The sequence below is a fragment of the Campylobacter sp. W0066.1 genome (assembly GCF_024723635.1).
Lineage (GTDB): Bacteria > Campylobacterota > Campylobacteria > Campylobacterales > Campylobacteraceae > Campylobacter_D > Campylobacter_D lari_C.
This window is the reverse complement of the sequence record NZ_JANQCW010000006.1, coordinates 50050-69989: the sequence shown is the minus strand read 5'-3', so window position 1 is coordinate 69989 and position 19940 is coordinate 50050. Positions and strand designations below refer to the sequence as shown.

At 30.5% G+C, this 19940-nt stretch carries 23 protein-coding genes; 11 read left to right on the top strand and 12 right to left on the bottom strand.

Features of this window, described 5'->3' with window-relative positions:
• The first annotated feature begins 24 nt into the window (after positions 1-24).
• From CAMP18497_RS03655 to pyrF, 6 genes are read left to right on the top strand one after another with little or no spacing between them, the layout of a single operon-like run.
• On the top strand, positions 25-957 hold the full coding sequence (locus CAMP18497_RS03655; protein ID WP_337212498.1) for a DMT family transporter: 933 nt from the start codon (positions 25-27) through the stop codon (positions 955-957).
• Positions 947-2308 (top strand): uracil-xanthine permease family protein, encoded by a 1362-nt coding sequence (locus tag CAMP18497_RS03650; protein ID WP_337212497.1) that lies wholly within the window; start codon positions 947-949, stop codon positions 2306-2308. Before CAMP18497_RS03655 ends, CAMP18497_RS03650 begins: the two co-directional genes overlap by 11 nt.
• Positions 2309-2327: 19 nt before the next feature.
• Positions 2328-3131 (top strand): 3-deoxy-8-phosphooctulonate synthase, encoded by an 804-nt coding sequence (gene kdsA / locus CAMP18497_RS03645; RefSeq protein ID WP_240386734.1) that lies wholly within the window; start codon positions 2328-2330, stop codon positions 3129-3131.
• 11 nt (positions 3132-3142) lie between these two features.
• On the top strand, positions 3143-3613 hold the full coding sequence (ribH, locus tag CAMP18497_RS03640) for a 6,7-dimethyl-8-ribityllumazine synthase (protein WP_257938136.1): 471 nt from the start codon (positions 3143-3145) through the stop codon (positions 3611-3613).
• 1 nt (position 3614) lies between these two features.
• Complete coding sequence (gene nusB / locus CAMP18497_RS03635; protein ID WP_257397005.1) at positions 3615-4013, top strand: transcription antitermination factor NusB; 399 nt, start codon at positions 3615-3617, stop codon at positions 4011-4013.
• Positions 4010-4693, top strand: coding sequence for an orotidine-5'-phosphate decarboxylase (pyrF, locus tag CAMP18497_RS03630; RefSeq protein WP_337212496.1), 684 nt, complete (start codon positions 4010-4012; stop codon positions 4691-4693). Before nusB ends, pyrF begins: the two co-directional genes overlap by 4 nt.
• A gap of 10 nt (positions 4694-4703) precedes the next feature.
• On the opposite strand, the gene CAMP18497_RS03625 is transcribed toward pyrF, so the two are convergent.
• From CAMP18497_RS03625 to rpmH, 11 genes are read right to left on the bottom strand one after another with little or no spacing between them, the layout of a single operon-like run.
• Complete coding sequence (locus tag CAMP18497_RS03625; protein WP_263677630.1) at positions 4704-5117, bottom strand: META domain-containing protein; 414 nt, start codon at positions 5115-5117, stop codon at positions 4704-4706.
• 11 nt (positions 5118-5128) lie between these two features.
• Positions 5129-6721, bottom strand: a complete 1593-nt coding sequence (locus tag CAMP18497_RS03620; protein ID WP_263677631.1) for a methyl-accepting chemotaxis protein — start codon at positions 6719-6721, stop codon at positions 5129-5131.
• Between the two features lie 14 nt (positions 6722-6735).
• Positions 6736-8268, bottom strand: a complete 1533-nt coding sequence (purH, locus tag CAMP18497_RS03615) for a bifunctional phosphoribosylaminoimidazolecarboxamide formyltransferase/IMP cyclohydrolase (protein WP_337212495.1) — start codon at positions 8266-8268, stop codon at positions 6736-6738.
• Positions 8265-9035 carry a DnaJ domain-containing protein gene (locus tag CAMP18497_RS03610; protein ID WP_337212494.1) on the bottom strand — a complete coding sequence of 257 codons (771 nt, stop codon included), beginning with the start codon at positions 9033-9035 and terminating at the stop codon, positions 8265-8267. Before CAMP18497_RS03610 ends, purH begins: the two co-directional genes overlap by 4 nt.
• A 2-nt stretch (positions 9036-9037) precedes the next feature.
• A complete protein-coding gene (purL, locus tag CAMP18497_RS03605; RefSeq protein WP_337212493.1) occupies positions 9038-11215 on the bottom strand; it encodes a phosphoribosylformylglycinamidine synthase subunit PurL in 2178 nt (725 codons plus the stop codon).
• 12 nt (positions 11216-11227) lie between these two features.
• Positions 11228-12556 carry a tRNA uridine-5-carboxymethylaminomethyl(34) synthesis GTPase MnmE gene (gene mnmE, locus CAMP18497_RS03600; RefSeq protein WP_337212492.1) on the bottom strand — a complete coding sequence of 443 codons (1329 nt, stop codon included), beginning with the start codon at positions 12554-12556 and terminating at the stop codon, positions 11228-11230.
• Positions 12553-13398 carry a Jag N-terminal domain-containing protein gene (locus CAMP18497_RS03595; protein ID WP_337212491.1) on the bottom strand — a complete coding sequence of 282 codons (846 nt, stop codon included), beginning with the start codon at positions 13396-13398 and terminating at the stop codon, positions 12553-12555. Before CAMP18497_RS03595 ends, mnmE begins: the two co-directional genes overlap by 4 nt.
• Positions 13382-14962, bottom strand: a complete 1581-nt coding sequence (yidC, locus tag CAMP18497_RS03590; RefSeq protein WP_337212490.1) for a membrane protein insertase YidC — start codon at positions 14960-14962, stop codon at positions 13382-13384. The genes CAMP18497_RS03595 and yidC overlap by 17 nt, the downstream gene beginning before the upstream one ends.
• Positions 14926-15309, bottom strand: coding sequence for a membrane protein insertion efficiency factor YidD (yidD, locus tag CAMP18497_RS03585; RefSeq protein ID WP_039617892.1), 384 nt, complete (start codon positions 15307-15309; stop codon positions 14926-14928). The genes yidC and yidD overlap by 37 nt, the downstream gene beginning before the upstream one ends.
• The gene (gene rnpA / locus CAMP18497_RS03580; protein WP_039617894.1) at positions 15297-15623 is read right to left on the bottom strand and encodes a ribonuclease P protein component; all 327 of its coding nucleotides are present in this window, start codon (positions 15621-15623) and stop codon (positions 15297-15299) included. The genes yidD and rnpA overlap by 13 nt, the downstream gene beginning before the upstream one ends.
• The gene (rpmH, locus tag CAMP18497_RS03575; RefSeq protein WP_012661270.1) at positions 15620-15754 is read right to left on the bottom strand and encodes a 50S ribosomal protein L34; all 135 of its coding nucleotides are present in this window, start codon (positions 15752-15754) and stop codon (positions 15620-15622) included. The genes rnpA and rpmH overlap by 4 nt, the downstream gene beginning before the upstream one ends.
• A gap of 138 nt (positions 15755-15892) precedes the next feature.
• Here rpmH and CAMP18497_RS03570 point away from each other — a divergent pair, with 138 nt between their 5' ends.
• Genes CAMP18497_RS03570 through CAMP18497_RS03560 form a run of 3 tightly spaced genes read left to right on the top strand, consistent with a single transcriptional unit; the run spans position 15893 to position 18191 of the window.
• Complete coding sequence (locus tag CAMP18497_RS03570) at positions 15893-16366, top strand: GNAT family N-acetyltransferase (protein ID WP_337212514.1); 474 nt, start codon at positions 15893-15895, stop codon at positions 16364-16366.
• Positions 16366-16977 carry a uracil-DNA glycosylase family protein gene (locus CAMP18497_RS03565; protein WP_337212489.1) on the top strand — a complete coding sequence of 204 codons (612 nt, stop codon included), beginning with the start codon at positions 16366-16368 and terminating at the stop codon, positions 16975-16977. Before CAMP18497_RS03570 ends, CAMP18497_RS03565 begins: the two co-directional genes overlap by 1 nt.
• A complete protein-coding gene (locus CAMP18497_RS03560) occupies positions 16974-18191 on the top strand; it encodes a hypothetical protein (protein ID WP_337212488.1) in 1218 nt (405 codons plus the stop codon). The genes CAMP18497_RS03565 and CAMP18497_RS03560 overlap by 4 nt, the downstream gene beginning before the upstream one ends.
• On the opposite strand, the gene CAMP18497_RS03555 is transcribed toward CAMP18497_RS03560, so the two are convergent.
• Entirely contained in the window at positions 18145-18549 is a 405-nt protein-coding gene (locus tag CAMP18497_RS03555) for a YbgC/FadM family acyl-CoA thioesterase (protein WP_337212487.1), read from the bottom strand. The genes CAMP18497_RS03560 and CAMP18497_RS03555 overlap by 47 nt on opposite strands.
• Before the next feature lie 146 nt (positions 18550-18695).
• Here CAMP18497_RS03555 and CAMP18497_RS03550 point away from each other — a divergent pair, with 146 nt between their 5' ends.
• Together CAMP18497_RS03550 and CAMP18497_RS03545 are read left to right on the top strand one after the other, a co-directional pair.
• Positions 18696-19325 (top strand): GntR family transcriptional regulator, encoded by a 630-nt coding sequence (locus CAMP18497_RS03550; protein WP_263663994.1) that lies wholly within the window; start codon positions 18696-18698, stop codon positions 19323-19325.
• Between the two features lie 227 nt (positions 19326-19552).
• Complete coding sequence (locus CAMP18497_RS03545; protein WP_263675187.1) at positions 19553-19936, top strand: RidA family protein; 384 nt, start codon at positions 19553-19555, stop codon at positions 19934-19936.
• Positions 19937-19940: the final 4 nt, after the last annotated feature.

Sequence of the window (19940 nt, the reverse complement as noted above, 5' to 3'; positions counted from 1 at the left end):
CGGGAATTTTTATATGGAATTTATATGTTAAGAATAGTTAAAAAGAATTTAGGTATATATTTTATGATTATTGCTTCCATAGAATTTGCATTTGTAGGTGCTTGTGCAAAAATTCTTAGTGAAGAATTATCATCGATCGAAATTATGTTTTTTAGAAATATCATAGGCACAGCTTTTATGCTTTATGCGCTTTCAAAATTAAATTTTCATAAAAGTGGTGGGCATTTGGGTTTGCTGATTTTTAGAGGTGTTATAGGGACAATCGCTTTATATCTTTTCTTTTATAATGTTTCTAATATTTCATTAGGTGGTGCTTTTGCTTTTCAAAAAACAGCACCTATTTTTATAGCTTTGATCGCTTTTTTATTTTTTAAAGAAAGTTTAGGATTAAAAGCTTGTTTTGGGATTTTGATTGCTTTTATAGGAGTGTTATTAATTTGTCAACCTTTTGCAGATAGTACTACGCATTCAGGTTTTGATTTAAAAAATAGTATTTTGGGAATTTTAAGTGGTTTTTGTGCAGCTTTAGCGCTAACTAGTGTAAGAGAACTTAGAAAATCATACCCAGCGCCTTTTATAGCTTTATCTTTTGTTTTAATTGGCACTTTGATGCCTTTAATGTCTATGATTATAGGTTCTTTTTATGAAATAAAAGAGCTTGATTTTTTAATTGCTCCTTTTGTTATGCCTAGTCTTAAAGCTTGGATTTTTATTGTTTTGATGGGAATTTTTGGAGCAATGTATCAAATTCATGTTACTAAAGCTTATGGAGTAGCAAAAAAGGCAGGGGTTGTTGCAGGAGTTAGTTATATAGATGTAGTTTTTACTTTGTTTTTAGGTATATTATTAGGAGATGAATTTCCTAGTTTTATGGTTTTTATAGGAATTTTTAGCATTATTTTAGGAGGAATTATTTTGGTTAGTAAGCAAACAAAAGGAAAGAAAAATGGAAAATAAAACAGATTTAATTTATGGTTTAGAAGATAAACCACCTTTTGCTAAAGCATTTTTTGCTGCATTAGTGCATTTGATGGCTATGTTTGTGGCTGTGATTACACCTGCTTTATTAATTTGCAAAGGTCTTGGAATAGATGATACTAATACAGCAAGAATTATTTGTATGTCGCTTTTTGCTTCAGGTGTTGCTTCGCTTTTGCAGATTAAAACTTGGGGTCCTATAGGGAGTGGGCTTTTATCTATTCAAGGGACTAGTTTTAACTTTGTTGCGCCTATTATTTTAGGTGGGCTTGTTTTAAAAAATAATGGTTTATCACAAGAAGCAATGCTTGGAGCTATTTTTGGTACTTTAATGCTTTGTTCTACTACCGAAATGATTATTTCACAAATTTTACCTTTTGTAAGAAGAGTGATTTCGCCTTTGGTTTCTGGTATAGTAGTGATGATTATAGGTCTTAGTTTGATTAATGTTGGCCTTGTGAGTGCAGGGGGTGGATTTGCGGCTAAAGCAAGTGGTGAGTTTGGTTCTTTGCAAAATTTATTATTAACCGGAGTTGTGATTTTAAGTATTATTGTTTTAAATCGTTTTAATAATGCCTATATAAGAATTTCTTCTTTATTTATAGCTATGATAATAGGGCTTTGGGTAGCTATGACTTTTGAAAATTTTAGCTTTAATTTTAATGAAAATTTGCCTTTAGTGTTTTTACCCGATCCTTTGCATTATGGTTTGAGTGTTGATTATAATCTCATTTTACCTTTGATTTTAGTTTTTATGGTAACTTCTTTAGAAACAATTGGTGATATTAGTGCTACTAGTGAAGTTTCAAATCAGCCGGTCAAAGGTGAACTTTATGCAAAAAGATTAAAAGGCGGGGTTCTAGCAAATGGTTTTAATTCTTTTGTTTCAGCCTTTTTTAATACTTTTCCAAACTCATGTTTTGGGCAAAACAATGGTGTCATAGCCCTAACAGGTGTTGCAAGTCGCTATGTTGGATTTATTGTAGCTTTTATGTTGATGATTTTAGGTTTATTTCCTATTGTGGCTGATATTACTTTACAAATTCCAGAGCCTATTTTAGGTGGAGCAACTTTAGTAATGTTTGGCACTATAGCTGCAACAGGAGTTAGGATTATTTCTAAAGAAAATTTAAACCGTCGTTCTATTATCATTATAGCTATGAGTTTGGGTATAGGGCTTGGAGTTTCTAATAATCCTGATATTTTAGAATTTATGCCAATGTGGTTTAAAACTTTATTTTCTTCAGGGATTGCAGCAGGTGGGATTACAGCTATTATTTTAAATTTTGTTTTCCCTCTTGAAGAAAATAATAAAAATAAAGTAAAATAATAAAAAACAAGGAAAAATGATGAAAAAAATGATACTAATAGCAGGGCCTTGTGTGATAGAAAATGAAGAACTTGTTTTTAAAGTTGCACAAGAGCTTGAATGCTTTTTAAAAGATGATAGAATTGATTTTTATTTTAAATCAAGCTTTGATAAAGCAAATAGAACTAGTATTAATAGTTTTAGAGGGCCAGGTATTGAAAAGGGCTTGGAAATTTTGCAAAAAGTTAAAGATAAATTTGGTATGCAAATTCTTACTGATATTCATGAGAGTTCTCAAGCAAGTATTGCGGCTGAAGTTGTAGATGTTTTACAAATTCCTGCCTTTTTATGTAGGCAAACTGATTTATTAGTAGCTGCTGCTAAAACAAAGGCTAAGGTAAATGTAAAAAAAGGGCAATTTTTAAATCCTGAAGATATTAAATACAGCGTAGCTAAAATTTTACAAACTAGAGGCATTAACGAAGAAGGTTTTGAAATAGCCAAAGAAAATGGTGTTTTTGTAGCTGAGAGAGGTTCGAGTTTTGGCTATGGAAATTTGGTTGTAGATATGAGAAGTTTGGTTATCATGAGAAAATATGCTCCGGTTGTTTTTGATGCTACTCATAGTGTGCAAATGCCAGGAGCAAATGGTGGAAGTAGTGGAGGCAAAAGTGAATTTGTAGAACCTTTAGCAAGAGCTGCTGCTAGTGTGGGTGTGGATGGATTTTTCTTTGAAACGCACATTGATCCTTGTAAGGCTTTATGCGATGGACCAAATATGCTTGATCTTTCAAGACTTAAAAACTGCGTAAATACGCTTTTAAAAATTCAAGAAATCATTTAAAAAGGAAAAATATGAATATAATAGAAGGAAATTTAAGTTTAAAAGGTGATGAGAAAATTGCAATTATCAATGCAAGATTTAATCACATTATCACAGATCGTTTAGTTGAAGGTGCTAAAGATGCTTTTTTAAGACATGGGGGCAAGGAAGAAAACTTAAGTCTTATTTTAGTTCCAGGTGCTTTTGAAATTCCTTTTGCATTAAAACAAGCTTGTGAGAGTAAAAAATTTGATGGAATTTGTTGTGTTGGAGCGGTAATTCGTGGAAGTACGCCACATTTTGATTATGTGGCAGCTGAAACTACTAAAGGTATAGCAAGTGTAGGGCTTGGAGCTAATATGCCTGTAAGCTTTGGAGTTTTAACAACTGATACTTTAGAGCAAGCTATAGAAAGAGCAGGTAGCAAAGCAGGTAATAAAGGTTTTGAAGCTATGCTTACTGTAGTTGAAATGCTTAATTTAATCCAAAAAATTAAGGCTTAAAATGGCTACTAGACACCAAGTAAGACAAAGTATAGTTTCTTTGCTTTATGCAGCACAGTTAAATCAAGAAAATAAAGATTTTATCAATGAATTTTTAGATGAGAAAAAAATTCGCAATGATCAAAGAAAATTCACTCTAGATTTATATAATGGCATTAATGAGCAACTTACTTTGCTTGATGAGAAAATTAATGAGTGTTTGAAAGAGCATAAGTTAGATGGAGTGGCTAGTATAGAAAAGGCCATTTTGCGTTTGGGTGCTTATGAGATTTTATTTACTTCTACGCAAAAAGCGATTATCATCAATGAGGCTATAGAGCTTGCTAAAGAAATGGCAGGGGATAATGCTCCTAAATTTATCAATGGAGTACTAGATAAAATCAACAAGGAAGCGCAATGAAACTTTGTGTGGCTTTTGATGTGGCAAGCTATGATGAATGTATAAATTTAGCCAAAGAATTAAAAGGCTTAGACCTTTGGGTTAAAATAGGGCTTAGATCGTATTTAAGAGACGGGGTAAAGCTTTTAGAGGCGATTAAAAAAGTGGATGATTTTAAAATCTTTTTAGATCTAAAACTTTATGATATACCAAATACTATGGCAGATGCTTGTGAAGAGCTTGCTAAGCTTGATGTAGATATGTTTAATATTCATGCAAGTGCAGGTAAAAGTGCTATGTGTATGATTATGGAGTGTTTAAATGCTTTAAGCAAAAGACCTTTGGTGCTTGCTGTATCTGCTTTAACTAGTTTTGATGAGCAAGAATTTTTTAGTGTATATAAACAAGATATCAAACAAGCTGTTAAGGATTTTTCTAAAATTAGCTATGAAAGTGGTCTTGATGGTATGGTTTGTTCGGTATATGAAAGTTTGTTGATAAAAGAAAACACTAATTCAAAATTTATCACATTAACCCCTGGAATTCGTCCATTTAAAGAAAATTCAGACGATCAAAAAAGAGTGGCTGATATAGAGTGTGCTAAGGATAATTTGTCAGATTTTATCGTAGTTGGAAGACCTATTTATAAAGCAAAAGAACCTAGAAAGGTTTGCGAGGATATATTAGAGCATTTAAAATAAGCCTTAAGGCTTATTTTAAATATACTTTCATTTTTTTATTTTCCAAAATAATCCCATCATCGTCGCTAATAATTTGAAAATCTCCGTTGAAATTTCTTAAGAAATTATCTTCAAATTTCATAGATTCTTGATCGCAAAGCATTTTTGTTGAAGCAAGATTATCTTCTATTTTAATGCTATTTCCTTGATCTTTATAGTTTCCAAAAAATCTATTACATCCTGAAACACCAAAAACTCTTTTATCTTTATTATCAAAACTAATACTTGCTTTAGAATTTTGAGGAAGTTCATAACTTTTTCCATTTGCTTCATAAGAACTTATGGTAAATTCTTTATTTTGTAAATCATCAACACTTAAATTTGCCACAGAACACCCACTAAAAATAGCTAAGCTTGCTATACTTAATGTAATTATTTTTTTCATTTTGATTCTCCTTATACATGAAAATGTTTTAATTCATCTTCTAAATTTTGACAAACTACATTTAACTCATGAGCAACATCAAGTAAAATTTTTGAAATTTCTTCGTTTTTATCACTTAATTTTACTGTGTCTTGCATTTTATCAAGCAAAGATTGTAAAGTTTCTTGTGTGCTTGAGATTTTTTGCATACAAGCATTTGCTAAATCTCTTGCATTTTCATTGCAAACTTTTACTTCATTAGTTCCTTCTACAAGATCTTTTGCATCTTGATTTAAAGAATTAATTTCTTTAGCATTGTGTTTTAACTCTTTGGAAACTTCATTAATACTATCTACTAATTGCTTGGTGACAATAGCAATATTTTTTAAAAATTCCTCTGAGTTTTGAGCAAGATTTCTTACATCTTCAGCAATAACTGAAAAGCCACGACCAAATTCTCCAGCACGTGCTGCTTCAATACCTGCATTTAATGATAAAAGATTAGTTTTATCGGCAATTTCTCCCATCATATCAGAAGCTTTTTTAATCTCTTCTGCTTGTTTTTCCATAACTTCAACTTTTTGAGATAACACATCTTCATTGTCTGCAACAACTCTTACTTTATCTACTACCTGATTTAGTGAATCAAGCATAGTATTTAAAACTTCAAAAGATTTTGTATTTGCCTTGTTTGCATTATTTGAAAGTTCAGCAAGATCTTGTAACTCTGTATGAATTTGCTCACTTAAATGATAAGATTCATCAGTTTTTGTATGACCTTCTTTAGTTCTATTTGCTAGATCAAGTGCATTAGCATTTAAAAGTTTAGATTGTTTATCTACCATTTGAGAATTTTCATTAGTAGAAATTACTGCATTTTGAATTTTTTCAATAAATTGATTAATATAAGTACAAGCTTTACCTATCTCATCAGTGCTTTTTATGTTAATTCTTGCGCGTAAATCTCCATCGCCACTAGCCAGCTCTTTAGCATGTTTTAAAAGATCTAAAACAGGATTACCTACAACTATTTTTAAAATATAAAGCACAGCAAAAACAGTAAAAAGTAAAGCTATGCTAAAGATTATAATATAAGTTCTAGCTGAGCTTGCCAAATCATCATCTATATGTTTTAAGTCATTATACATATCCATAACCCCTAAAACATCACCTTCTTTAGCGTTTGCATGGCAAGCAAGACAACCCTCGTTAGCAATTAATGGACGTATAAGCCTTAGATAATGTCCTTGATCATTGTTAATCTCAACTGCTTTAATTTCTGGCTTGTTAAATTGCTCATTGATAATACTTTCGTTACTTTTTGTGTATTTTTGCATTTCAAAAAGCTCAACGGTGCTTTTGGAAGGATAAATTTTAATATCTTTTATACCTTCTATCTCACCTGCTTCTTTTATAGCTTGTTCTATAATGGCAGGATCACCCAAATTCATCGCCATTCTTAGTGTTTGAAAAACAGAAGTGCTTAAGGTATCTAAATTTGCACGGCTGATTCTATCGGTCGTTTGCTGAGAGTCTTTTTGTAAAATAATTTGCATAATAATAAAACTAATTAGCAATGTAGAAATCATTGCTAAAGATATCTTTGCACCTATGCTTTTAAACATTTAAACTCCTTGTGTTAATGTAAAAAGTGTCTTACGCCACTAAAATATAGTGCAATACCATATTCATTAGCAGCTTGGATGATATCCTCATCTCTTATGCTTCCACCTGGTTCAATAATAGCTTTTACACCTATTTTGCTAGCCTCATCTATGCTATCTCTAAATGGAAAGAAAGCCTCGCTTGCTAAAACACAACCATTTAAATCAAGTCCCATTTCCTTAGCTTTATTAATAGCTGCTTTAGCTGCATCAATACGACTTGTCATACCCATTCCAATAGCCACCATAGCACCATTTTTTACATAAACTACGTTATTTGATTTGGTAAATGCAGCAATTTTCATAGCTATTTCAAGATCTTTTAATTCTTGTTCGCTAGCTTTTCTTTCACTTTTTAATACTGCATTTTTTAATTCATCTTCTTTAACTTCATCACTATCTTGATATACAAAACCACCATCTATATGTTTAAAATCATATTTGTCATAAGCTCTAGTTAAAAATGGTGCTTTTTGTGTAAAGATTTTAATACGTTTTTTATCTTTAAATACTTCCAAAGCATCATCATCTACATTTGCTGCAATGATTACTTCTATATAAATTTCATTGATTTTTTGCGCCAATTCTTTATCTAAAGTTCCATTGATAGCTACAACACCGCCATAAGCACTTAAGGTATCACATTTAAGCGCATGGATATAGCTTTGGAGTAAGTTTTCTTTTATGGCAAATCCACAAGCATTTGCATGTTTTACAATGGCTACTGCTGGAGCTTTATCAAAAGCACTTGCTAAATTTAAAGCTGCGTTGATATCAGTTAGATTGTTAAAACTTGCTTCGCCTTTTAAGGTTATAAAATTGTGTGTGAAAAAGTCATCAAATTCATATAAGGCGCCTTTTTGATGAGGGTTTTCTCCATATCTTGTATCAAACACTTTTTGACCTACAATAAATTTACTTGCCCCAAAACCACCATTAAAACGCTCATTCATATAATTTGCTATATAAGCATCATAATTTGCTGTATGCTCATAAGCTTTGATCATCAAAGCTCTTCTAAAATCAAGATCTAAAGTATTATCTTTTAAAGCTTGTATGATTTTATCATAGTCTAAAATATCGCAAACCACAATGACATTTTTAAAGTTTTTTGCACCACTGCGTATCATAGCAGGACCACCGATATCGATATTTTCTACAATCTCATCAAAATCTTGGGTTAAAATTGTAGTTTTTTTGAAAGGATATAAATTCACACAAAGTAAGTCTATGCTTTCTATATTATGCTCTTTAGCTTGCTTTTGGTGGTTTTCATCTTCTCTTTTGTATAAAATTCCACCATGAATTTTTGGGTGTAAGGTTTTTACACGTCCTTCAAACATTTCAGGACTTTGAGTAAAATCACTAACTTCTTGTACTTGCAGGTTGTTTTCTTTTAAAAGCTTATAAGTGCCTCCAGTAGATAAAAGCTCAAAACCTAATTTTGCAAGCTCACTAGCAAATTCTACCACTCCTTCTTTATCACTGACACTAATTAGTGCTTTCATTGATTTTTCCTTTCTATGTATTGTTTTAAAAATTCATAAGATTCATTAACTTCTTGAAATTTTTTTACACCTTCTTTTATTTTTGCTTCATCGCTGTTGTTTGCGTTTAAAATATCAGGATGATATTTTTTAGCAAGTTCTCTATAGCGTTTTTTAAGCTCTTGTAAATTTACATTTTCGTTTACACCTAAAATCTCACATGCTTTTTGCAAATTCATACCCACCTTTTGAGTTTGCATAGAATTTAGAAGTCTTTCAAGTATATTTAGATCAAGATTAAAGGCTTTGACAATGGCTTTTAATACATCTTTTTTAGCGCTATTAAGTTCTCCATCAATCAAGGCCATTGCGACCAAAACATTTAATATATTAATTCTTTCTTGTTGAGGTAAAGGTACTTCCTTGATGAGTTCTTTGGCTACTTCATAGGTATCATTTAAGGTGTTTTTGTGTTCATTAAAACTTTGTTTTAAAAATTCTCTTTCTCTTGAATCTTTGGCGTTATAATCAAGAATTTGTGAGATCATGTTAGCTTCATTTTCACTAACTCTGCCATCACTTTTTGCTATTTTTGCTAAAAGTGCTATGACGTAGTAGTTTAATCTTCTTTTAAATCCATCAATTCTTTCTTCGTGATAGCCTTGTTTAAAACCTTGAGAGAAACTTTTAGCCCCTTTTTTAAAAGAGCCTAAAAGATCATCTTTACCCCATGTTTTATAATACCAATAAAATGCCAAAATTGCCAATACAAGTAAAACAAAAAGCATTTTTATCCTAAATAATCATTAAATTTATCAAAATAAATTGTTTGTAGTTTTGCTAAAGATATCTTAATATCATCTAAAATGAAATCTTTTTCATTTAAATTTCCAAGTTTTGTAAATTTAATCCCCATTTCATTTACAAATTTAATAAATTTTTCTTCATCTTTAACACCAACTATAACTCTTGTCGGACTTTCTTCGAAAATAAAACTCTTATCTTCAAAATCAGTTTTTATTTCAATACCTAAATTTGCTTTTGCACTCATTTTAGCTAAAGTAATAGCAAGACCACCTATACCTATGCTATTAGCACAATCAAGTAATTTTGCTTCGTTTGCTTTTAGTAAGAAATCCCATAGTTTTAATTCTGCTTTAAAATCAATATCTTCAAGTTCTCCTGCTACTTTTTGATCTAGCACTTTAGCAATCAAAGATCCTCCAAAACTACCTTTGCTTTCTCCAAGTAGATAAATAGCGCTAGTATCTTTGCTAAAATATGATTTTAAAACATTTTCTGCTTTTTCATTTACCCCAACGCAAGCTATAGTTGGGCTTGGAAAAATACTTACTCCATCGGTTTCATTATATAAAGAAACATTGCCACTTACTACAGGAGTATTGAGTTCTTTACAAGCTAATTTAATACCTTCACAACCTTGTGCAAATTGCCACATTACCTCAGGATTTTGTGGGTTGCCATAATTTAAACAATCACTAATTGCTAAAGGTCTGGCTCCTGAGCATGCTATTTTTCTTCCTGCACTTGCAACAGCTGCTGCTGCACCGATTTTTGGATTTACATAGTTTAATCTTGAGTTACACTCAATGGCCATAGAAAGTAAGCAGTTATTTTCTTTAATTCTAATGCTATTTGCTCCTAAAGCCCCATCACTTTTTAAAGTATTGGTTTGTACGCTTGAGTCAAACTGCTCATAAATATAAGCTTTATTGCTAACATTTTCATCTGCAAGGAGTTTTTCAAATGCTTCTTGAGTAGGAATGTTAAGTTTAAATTGATAGCTTTTTGTTTCATCTAAGTATTTTGGCTTAGATACAGGTCTATCAAGCATAGGTGCCTTTTCACTTAGTGGTTCAATAGGGATTAAGCCAACTAATTCATCATGCCAAAATAGCTCCATTTTGCCAGTATCGGTAACTTCACCTATAATGGCCGCATCAAGCCCCCATTTATTAAAAATTTCTATAACTTTTTCTTCATAGCCTTTTTTAGCACAAATTAGCATTCTTTCTTGAGATTCACTTAACATTAACTCATAAGGAGTCATACCTTCTTCTCTCATAGGAGTTTTATCAAGGTAAAGTTTCATACCGCTACCACTGCGTCCTGCCATTTCAAAAGAGCTTGAAGTAAGTCCTGCTGCACCCATATCTTGAATTCCAACTATATAATCAGTTTTGAAAAGTTCTAAACAAGCTTCCATTAATAATTTTTCAGCAAATGGATCTCCAATTTGCACAGTTGGTCTTAAGCTTTTACTAGATTCATTAAAACTATCACTTGCCATTACAGCTCCACCAAGCCCGTCACGACCTGTTTTTGAACCTACATAAATTACAGGATTTCCTACACCTTCAGCTTTTGCATAAAAAATATCTTCGATTTTGCAAGTTCCAAGTGCAAAAGCATTAACTAAGATATTTCCATTAAAACATTCATCAAAAGCACATTCTCCACCTATGGTAGGCACGCCCATGCAGTTACCATAGTGTGAAATTCCACTTACCACACCTTTAACTAAATATTTTTGATGTTTACCTATTTTTTCATCGTGGATATTGCCAAATTTTAAAGAATTCATACCTGCAACAACTCTTGCTCCCATGGTAAAAACATCACGTAAAATTCCACCCACACCTGTAGCTGCACCTGCAAATGGCTCTATAAAGCTTGGGTGATTGTGACTTTCTACTTTAAATACAGCTGCCATTCCTTTGCCTATATCTATCACCCCAGCGTTTTCACCAGGACCTTGGATTACCCAAGGAGCCTTGGTTGGAAAGCCATTAAGGTATTTTTTGCTTGATTTATATGAGCAATGCTCGCTCCACATAGCAGAAATTACTCCAAGCTCTAGTAAATTAGGCTCTCTGCCTAGTATATTTAAAATTTCTTGATATTCCTCGTCGCTAATTTTGTGTTGTTTTATAATTTCTTTATCCATTTTCTCTCCTTTTTATTTGCCTAAACAAAAATTACTAAACATAGCATCTAAAATTTCATCTCTTTCAAAATCTTTTGTAAATCGGGCTATCTCTCCTATGGCTAAATTTAGTTCAAAAGCAAAAAGTTCTAAAGAACTTTCTTTTAATAAATCCCTTGCGCGCAAAATAGCTTCGCTAGCATTCTTGCAAGCATTGAGTATTAAGGTGTTGCTAATTAGCATTCCATCGCCATCTAAAGTATTTAAGTATTCGTTTAAATTTTCCTTAATGGCTTGGGTGTTTTCTTGGGCACAAATGCGTATACAAGAAGTGCTAATTTTATGTTGAAATTTGGTGGTTAGGTCGCTTTTATTTAAAACATAAATGATTTTTTTATCACAATTTTTTAAAGCTTGTAAAATACGCTCATCATCTTCTTCAAATTCTTTAGATCCATCAAAAACAGCTATGATAATATCTGCTTCTTTAATACTTTCATAGCTTAGATTAACTCCGATTTTTTCTATCTCATCATCTGCGTTTCTTATACCTGCTGTGTCGATGATTTTTATTAAATGTGAACCTATTTTTAAACTTTCCTCAATACGATCTCTTGTAGTGCCTGCAATATTAGAAACAATGGCTCTATCAAATGCTAAAAGTGAATTTAATAATGAGCTTTTCCCCGCATTTGGCTTACCGATAATAGCAACTTTAAAGCCTTCTATAAGTCCTTTTTTACTTAAAGAAATATCTACTATATCACGTAAAAGTTTTGAATTTTTTTCGCACATAGTAATGATTTGATCAAGTAAATCTTGCGGTAAATCATCATCTGCATAATCAATGCTTGTTTCTACAAAAGCAAGGGTTTGAACAAGATCCATTCTAATGGTATTTAAAAATTTACTTAAATCACCTTTGATGTTTTTTGCTATGATATTTGCAGCACTTGCTGATTTTGACATGATGGCATCTTGTATGCTTAAAGCTTTTAAAAGATCCATCTTGCCATTTAAACAAGCTCTTTTACTAAATTCACCAGGGTTAGCAAGACGTGCTCCTGCTAAAATAAGCTCATCGAGTAAAATTTCACTTAAAGAAAAGCCCCCGTGGAGTTGAAATTCTACTATATCTTCTCCTGTAAAAGAGTAGGGCGCTTTAAAATAAATTACTAAAGCTTCGTCTAAAAAATCGTTGTTGTTTTTATAAAGTTTGCACAAATGTGCATAGCGTGGTGTTAGTTCTTTTTTGTGGGTAATTTTTAATGCAAACTCTAAAGCTTTTTCTCCACTTACTCTAATAATACTTATAGAGCCCACTCCATGGGCTGTGGCAATGGCAGCTATAGTATCATTCATTCATTTTTCTTCAAAAAATCATTCACAACGATATATCTTTGATCGTCATTTTGTTTGATAGCTACATATTTGTCGGGAAAGCGTTCTCTTAATTTTTCTAAAGCAAGTTTTAACCAAATACCATCAAGTGGTTTTGTTTGAACTCTTCCTATGTTTTCTACTTTTTCTATAAGAATTTTTAAATAATTTTCTATAGCTTGGGTTTGATTTTCTAAAAATTGAGCAATTTCTAGTCTTGGTTGAATTTTGTATTTAGCGCTAAGCCAGTTATAAAGCAAATAAGAAAAAGCCTTATATCTATGAGCTTCTTTGCCTATAAGTAAAGCCGCATCTTCTCCATCAAGTTTTATCAATACACAATTTTCATCCCAAATGCTAACTTGTACAACTTTGATGTCAAAATCAAAAGTTGCCAGTAAATTTTCTAGTGAAATTTTTATCTCATCGATATAAGAAGTGATATTTCTTTCTTCTGAAGATTCTTTATGAAATGAATCAAAAATAGCATCATTTTTTACTTTATAATGCTCCTTAGGTTGAGCAATATCTTCAATTGGTTTTTGAAAATTTTCCTTGTATTCTTTCTTTGGTTCGTTTTTATCAAAGTTTTTTTGCGTATGCTTGTTAAATTTCTCATTATGAAATTTTTTAGTTTTTTCTTGATGAGGTTTTTGAGTTTTTTTATGCCCTTTGATACAAATAATAGCATTTTTTCTAAACAAACCAAAAAATCCTGCTTTAGCATGCTGAATAACTTCATATTCTAGATCAATCACAGAGCACTCAAGTTGCTTTGAGGCTTCTATGAGTGCGGTTTGTAAGTCTTTAGCTTCTATGTTCATGTTTAGCTATTTCCTCTTTTTTGTGGTTTTTGAAAAGTTTATTTACGATCACTTGTTGAATAAGTGAGCATATATTATTTACACACCAATATAAAGTTAAACCTGCTGGGAAGGTTAAGAAGAAGAAAGTGAAAATTAATGGTAAAAATTTCATAATCTTTTCTTGCATAGGATCTTGTATGGCCATTGGTGTGATAAGTTGTTGGATAAACATAGTTAGACCCATAAATATAGGTAAAATAAACCATGGATCCATTACAGATAAATCTGTAATCCAAAAAGCCCAAGGTGCAGCTTTAAGTTCTATGGCATTTAGTAAAACTCTATAAATTGCAAAGAAAATTGGAATTTGAATAAGTATAGGCAAACATCCACTCATAGGATTTGCGCCATGTTTTTTATAAAGTTCCATCATATGAAGATTCATTTTTTGCGGATCACCTTTATAGCGCTCTCTGATTTCTTTCATTTTAGGCGCCAAATCTTTGAGTTTATTCATAGAAATCATTGATTTATAAGTAAGTGGGAAAAGAATAATACGCACGATTAAAGTCATCACTACAATAGCCCAACCCCAGTTGCCCATGTAGCCATGTAAGAAATTTAAAAATTCAAACATAGGCTTAGCTATAAAAGTAAACCAACCATATTCTACAACATCATCTAAATCCGCATGAATGCTTCTTAAAATTTCATGTTCTTTTGAGCCAACATAACCGCTTGCTTTAAAAGTATTTGTCGCACTTGCAAAAACGATAGAGTTTTCGTGATTATCTTTAGTAACTACAGCATTAAGTGGTTTTTCAAAATTATAAAAGAAAGCACTATAATAGCGATCTGAAGCCGCCATAAGGGTTACATTAGAAAAACTTTCATCATTTTCTACATCACCATCTTCTAACATTGTGATTTTATCATCTTTATCTAAGATTAAAACCCCATGCACTGTATAGCTATCAACTGCTATATTTGGACGATAACCTGGAGTGATAAAATAAGCTGCGTCCTTGCTTAGATTAACCTCTAAATCATAGTTTCCATATTTATGGAAAGTAATTTTTTTAGTTACTACTAAATCGTTTAGATTTTGAGTAAGGATTAAGGTTGTGTTTTCATCGCTTACATTGATAGTTTTTTGACTTGTGGTGTATGAAGTATTAAAAGCTTCTTGATTAATTTTTGCATCGCTAAATCTTACTTCTAGTGGTAAAGGCGACAAAGAAGTATCTACTAGATTAATACTTTTACCATTTTCGTCTTTATATTTTTCATCACTTAGATAAAATTTAGCTATTCTACCTAAAGAGTCAATATGTGCTTCAAAATGCTCACTTTTAACAACTGCTATTTCTTCTTTTTGATTAACACTAAGTTCTGTTTTTGGAGCTTGAGTGTTTGTGTTTGTAGTGCTTTGTGGTGCTGAATTGTTTTGTTCTATTTGGGTGATATTTTGCTCAGTTTGTGGAGCTTTGGGGATAAAAAAATAATCATAAACTACAAAAAATAAAAATGATAATACAACAGCAATTAATATGCGTTTTTGTTTAGATAAATTTTCTGACACGGATTGTCCTTTGGAAATATAATCTTAATTAAAAAAAATTGATTATCGTTGCAAGGGATATAAAGATAGTTGAGTTGTTTTAAAGCATTAAAACTAGGTTTAAAACATATACCTGAGTTTAGATTATTCTTGCGTATTTTAGGATAATCAATACCACCTTTAAAAAACGGATTGCATTTTAAAATTCTTAAAAAAACTGCACCAAATGCCTTAAAAATATTATTTTTTTTAAATTGCCACAAGGCATATTCAGAGCAACTTGGGTAATACCTACAGCATTGTGGTTTAAAAGGACTGATAAAGAGTTGATAAAATCTGATAAGTTTTAGACAAGCTATTTTATACATCCTATTTTTTTCAAACCCCATTTCAAGTTTTTTTCTAATTTTAAAAAAGGAATTTCAGTGATACTTGTTTTGGCTACAAGTATATATTTTCCGTTTTCAACTTGATTTTTAACCTGAAAAAAAGCTGATCTTAAGAGTCTTTTGGCTCTATTTCTTACGACAGCTTTTCCAACTTTTTTGCTAGCAACAACAGCGAATTTTTTTTCATCACTTAAAGAGTAAAAGATGATCATGCCTTCGCAATGCCATTTTTTACCTTCTTTGTAAATTGTTGCAAACTCTCCTAAGTCGTTAATACTTAGAAAATCTTTTATACCGCTAATCTTTTTCTACCTTTAGCACGTCTAGCATTGATCACTTTGCGACCATTTTTACTTTTCATACGTACGCGAAAACCATGAGTTCTTTTTTTAGGGGTTTTATGTGGTTGGTATGTTCTTTTCATATTTTTTCCTTAACTTAAAATAAAAAACAAAATAATAAGCGAGTATGTTAGCAAAATCTTACTTAAATCTGCTTTTAATTAAGAGTTATTTTAAAACTTTTTGCTAAATTTTGATTTTATTTTGTAAATTAAGGAAAAATAATGGCTTTTGAAATTTGTGAGAGTAAAAAAGAAGATTTAGAAAAAATTTTGGAATTACTCAAAGAGCTTGCTATTCATGAAAATATGCTTGATGATGTAAAATGCACAACTAAAGAACTTGAAGAATCATTTTTTATACATGAATATGCTAAGGCTTTGAGTTTAAAGGTTGATGGTGAGATAATAGGTTATGTGATGTATTATTTTACTTTTTCATCTTTTTGGGGTTTGGGTGGATTATACCTAGAAGATATTTACATACAGCCAAAACATAGAAAAAAAGGCTATGCTAGAGCTGTTTTTAAATACTTAGCACAAATTTGCAAAGAAAAAAATCTCAAACGCTTAGAGTGGGTTTGTTTAAATGATAATGATTTGGGTATTGAATTTTATACCAAGTTAAATGCAAGACATATGAATGAGTGGAGAACTTATCGTTTAGAGGGTAAAAATTTAGAAGCATTGATGTAATGAATAAACGCAGTTTGTATTATCTAAAAGCTTTTGGTTATGAATACTTTAATGAGCAAAAGCAAATTAGGCATTTTAACTTAAGCTTTAAAGAATTAAACGAAAGAGTGAAAACTTGCAATCTTTGTCATTTTTCTAAATTAAGAAAGCATAGTTTAATGGAAAAAGAAGCCAAAAATGCTAAAATTTTGATTTATCAAGCCTTTATCGATAAAGAAGAAAATGAAAGTGGAAAGTTTTTTGCTTCTAAAAATAAGCAAGAGTTTTTAAGATTATGTAAAGAGCTTTTAAATTTAAAAGAAGATGAAATATATTTTTCTTATATGTTTAAATGTTTTAGTAATTTTAAAATAGATGATCAAGCATTAAAATCATGCTTACCATATTTTTATAACGAGCTTGATTTTATAAAAGCAAAAATTATTTTATGTCTTGGTCAAGAAGCTTTTGCGAGTTTGGGTTTTGAGAATTTTCAAAAATACAAAGGGCAATGTATGCGTTTTAATAATGCTTTGCTTTTGCCAAGTTATGATTTGAATTTTGTGAGTAAAAATCCTAGCTTTTATACTGAATTTATAGATGATATTAAAAAAATAAAAGGTTATTTATGAGAAAAAGTTTAGTTTGTTTGATGATGAGTTTTGTTTTAACTTTAAGTGTTTTTGCAAAAGAACAAAAGCCATCACCCATAGAACCTAGCGAGTCTTTTTATCCTAATTTAGAATTTCAAAATTGTGACAATGATTGTTTATTTACTTTGCTAGAAACAGGACTTTATTTTAATTTTTTATCAAGATTTAACAATGATAATGCAAATGAACTTTTGGTTAATATCTATACTAAACTTTTAAACTCCATTATAGATTTTGAAAAAAGAATTCAAAAAAATGCTAGTGTAAAACTAGCTATTATTATACCTGAGCAAACGATTAAAAGTTATTCTAATACTATTATAAATTCAAGCATAGCGTATTTGCTAAGACAAAGAGCGCAGATAAAAGTAAAGGTATTTTTAATAGGTACAGAAGATGAGAGCAAGATAGCTAAAGCACTTAAACAGGCTCAAGATGAAAAATTTAACTATATCATAGCAGGTTTTACAGATAAGGGTGTGAAAAATTTATTAAAAGAAAATCTTGATTTAAATGTAAAAGTTTTCATACCAACTGCACACAAAAGAAATTTTGATACGCAAAATGAAAATGTATATTTTGGAAGTATAGATTATCAAAAACAAATTCAAAGACTTTTAGAGTATTCAAATGGTAAAAATATTATTTTTTCAGATGGAACGCCTTTGGCAAATCGCTTAGATGAGAATGTTTTAAACGCAGGTAATGGTAGCGAGAAAATTTACACTATTAATAGTTCTAAATTTGATTTTAGAAGTATTTTAAATCAAAATAGAAGTTTTCAAGATTCTAGTATTATTTTAAATACTTCTTTGATAAAAACAGCGCTCATAAGCTCGCAAATAAGAACTTATGATATAGAACCTTTTGTGTTGTTATCAACTCAGATTAATTATAATCCTATTTTGTTAAGTTTAACACAAATTAACGATAGAAAAAAACTTTTGCTAGCAAATTCCATTTCTAATGAGGATCAAACTCTAAGCTATCTTAATGAGCTTTTTTCGCAAAATATTAACTATAACTGGATAGCGTATGCAACTAGTGTAGGACTTGATTATTTTTATACGCAGTTTTTAGACAAAGACTCTCAAAGAATTTTCGATGAGAGCTTAAATGATAATCAATTTGACTATAAGGTTAAGATCATACGCTCGCAAGGCTTAGGTTTTGCTCCTTTGCAAGATCAGTAAAAACCCTAGCTATAGCCTCATCTATAGGGGCTACTTTTTCATTTTTTAAAAAGGCTAGGGTAAATTCAGCCTCAAAAAGCTTAGTGCTATCTTTGTAAATCTCTTGTTTTATACAAACTGAGGCTTTTTTAAGCTTTGTGATAAATGTTTTTACTTCTATAAGATCTCCAAGTTTAGCGGGTTTTAAAAAGTTACAATTTGCTTTTGTAAGTAGAAAATGTCCTATGCTTTTGTCAAAAATTTTTGCATTTTTTTGAAAAAAAATCTCACTTCTTGCTCTTTCGCAAAATTTTAAGTAGTTGCTATGGTATACCACTCCACCTGCATCGGTATCTTCATAATAAATTCGTATTTGCATTTAAAATCCTTTTTTGTTTTTTTATAATACATTATATTTAAAGTAAATTGAATATCAATTATGAATTTTAATCATTAATATTCTGTCTTAAATACATTAATAATTAGATATTATTCTATAATTTTTATTTTATATTTGGAAATTACATGAAAAAAGTGAAAAATAAAACTTTAGCCGAACAAGTATATGATGAATTAGAAAGAAGAATAGTTTTTTGTGAAATAGAGCCTGGTAGTATTTTGACAGAACAGGGCATAGCAAATATGCTTGATGTTGGACGTACGCCTGTAAGAGAAGCATTATTGTTGCTTTCAAAACGTTATTTAGTGAATATATCAAAAGCAGGAATAATGGTTCCACAAATGAATGCTTCTTTACAAATGCAACTTTTGGAAGTAAGAAGAGTTATTTTGAAACTTTGTATAGAATGTGCTATAAAAAGACTTACTGAGGATGATAAAAAAGCTATAAATGAACTTTTAAATGAAATTGAAAATTATGATGAAATAAATTTTTTATCATGGCTTGATAAAAGACAAGATGTATTAGCTAAAGCTTCTAAAAATTATTTTATTTACGAAGAATTGAGAAACGTGCAAGGGATTTCAAGGAGATTTTGGTATCGCTATGCTCAAAATAGTCAACATGATATTGTAAAAGAAAAACACAAGAATATATTAAAAGCTGTGTATCAAAAAAACACAGAAAAAGCTTTGGAATATGTTGATGATATTATTGATTATTTTGAGAATTTTGTTAAACAATATTTGATTTGATATAATCATATAATAAGTATATATTCAATTTTACAACTAAAACCACCTTACTAACTTATTTGATGTTTTAATCATAGGAATATCTTTTAGATGTGTTTACCAATATTCACATATTTATAAGTTTTTTCAAGGTAATAAAATATATAATATATTTATTGTCGGCATTAAGTATTTATTAAGTTTTTTTCCTATAGACTTGAAAATATAACAATACAAAAAGGAGTTGTATGTCAAGTAAAATAGCGGTTAAAACAAAATTATTCCCCTCAAAATCTCCATTAGAATGGGCGGTTGTATCAAATAATATTTTATATACAGCACAAATTCCTATTGATAAAAATGGAGAGGTTGTTACTGGTGGTATAGAAGCGCAAACCAAACAAGTTTTTTCAAATCTTATTCATACTTTAGAATGTGCTGGTTCTAAATTAGATGATGTGTTACAGATTTTAATTTATGTTACAAAAAGAGAAGATTTAAAATTTGTAAATTCGGTATATTCAACCTATTTCAATACAGTTTATCCAAATAGAGCTGCATTTATTGTTTCTGGTTTGGCTAGAGAAGAAATGCTGGTTGAATTTGTAGTTTATGCGCAAACTCATAATTAAAATT

What these genes read in the sequence shown, in the direction of transcription:
- CAMP18497_RS03650 (WP_337212497.1), top strand. Translation starts at nt 947, where the DNA reads ATGGAAAATAAAACAGATTTAATTTATGGTTTAGAAGATAAACCACCT.
- purH (WP_337212495.1), bottom strand. Translation starts at nt 8,268, where the DNA reads ATGAAAGCACTAATTAGTGTCAGTGATAAAGAAGGAGTGGTAGAATTT.
- rpmH (WP_012661270.1), bottom strand. Translation starts at nt 15,754, where the DNA reads ATGAAAAGAACATACCAACCACATAAAACCCCTAAAAAAAGAACTCAT.
- mnmE (WP_337212492.1), bottom strand. Translation starts at nt 12,556, where the DNA reads ATGAATGATACTATAGCTGCCATTGCCACAGCCCATGGAGTGGGCTCT.
- CAMP18497_RS03555 (WP_337212487.1), bottom strand. Translation starts at nt 18,549, where the DNA reads ATGCAAATACGAATTTATTATGAAGATACCGATGCAGGTGGAGTGGTA.
- purL (WP_337212493.1), bottom strand. Translation starts at nt 11,215, where the DNA reads ATGGATAAAGAAATTATAAAACAACACAAAATTAGCGACGAGGAATAT.
- CAMP18497_RS03565 (WP_337212489.1), top strand. Translation starts at nt 16,366, where the DNA reads ATGAATAAACGCAGTTTGTATTATCTAAAAGCTTTTGGTTATGAATAC.
- yidD (WP_039617892.1), bottom strand. Translation starts at nt 15,309, where the DNA reads ATGTATAAAATAGCTTGTCTAAAACTTATCAGATTTTATCAACTCTTT.
- CAMP18497_RS03560 (WP_337212488.1), top strand. Translation starts at nt 16,974, where the DNA reads ATGAGAAAAAGTTTAGTTTGTTTGATGATGAGTTTTGTTTTAACTTTA.
- CAMP18497_RS03620 (WP_263677631.1), bottom strand. Translation starts at nt 6,721, where the DNA reads ATGTTTAAAAGCATAGGTGCAAAGATATCTTTAGCAATGATTTCTACA.
- nusB (WP_257397005.1), top strand. Translation starts at nt 3,615, where the DNA reads ATGGCTACTAGACACCAAGTAAGACAAAGTATAGTTTCTTTGCTTTAT.
- kdsA (WP_240386734.1), top strand. Translation starts at nt 2,328, where the DNA reads ATGAAAAAAATGATACTAATAGCAGGGCCTTGTGTGATAGAAAATGAA.
- CAMP18497_RS03595 (WP_337212491.1), bottom strand. Translation starts at nt 13,398, where the DNA reads ATGAACATAGAAGCTAAAGACTTACAAACCGCACTCATAGAAGCCTCA.
- CAMP18497_RS03610 (WP_337212494.1), bottom strand. Translation starts at nt 9,035, where the DNA reads ATGCTTTTTGTTTTACTTGTATTGGCAATTTTGGCATTTTATTGGTAT.
- CAMP18497_RS03550 (WP_263663994.1), top strand. Translation starts at nt 18,696, where the DNA reads ATGAAAAAAGTGAAAAATAAAACTTTAGCCGAACAAGTATATGATGAA.
- CAMP18497_RS03655 (WP_337212498.1), top strand. Translation starts at nt 25, where the DNA reads ATGTTAAGAATAGTTAAAAAGAATTTAGGTATATATTTTATGATTATT.
- ribH (WP_257938136.1), top strand. Translation starts at nt 3,143, where the DNA reads ATGAATATAATAGAAGGAAATTTAAGTTTAAAAGGTGATGAGAAAATT.
- pyrF (WP_337212496.1), top strand. Translation starts at nt 4,010, where the DNA reads ATGAAACTTTGTGTGGCTTTTGATGTGGCAAGCTATGATGAATGTATA.
- CAMP18497_RS03625 (WP_263677630.1), bottom strand. Translation starts at nt 5,117, where the DNA reads ATGAAAAAAATAATTACATTAAGTATAGCAAGCTTAGCTATTTTTAGT.
- CAMP18497_RS03545 (WP_263675187.1), top strand. Translation starts at nt 19,553, where the DNA reads ATGTCAAGTAAAATAGCGGTTAAAACAAAATTATTCCCCTCAAAATCT.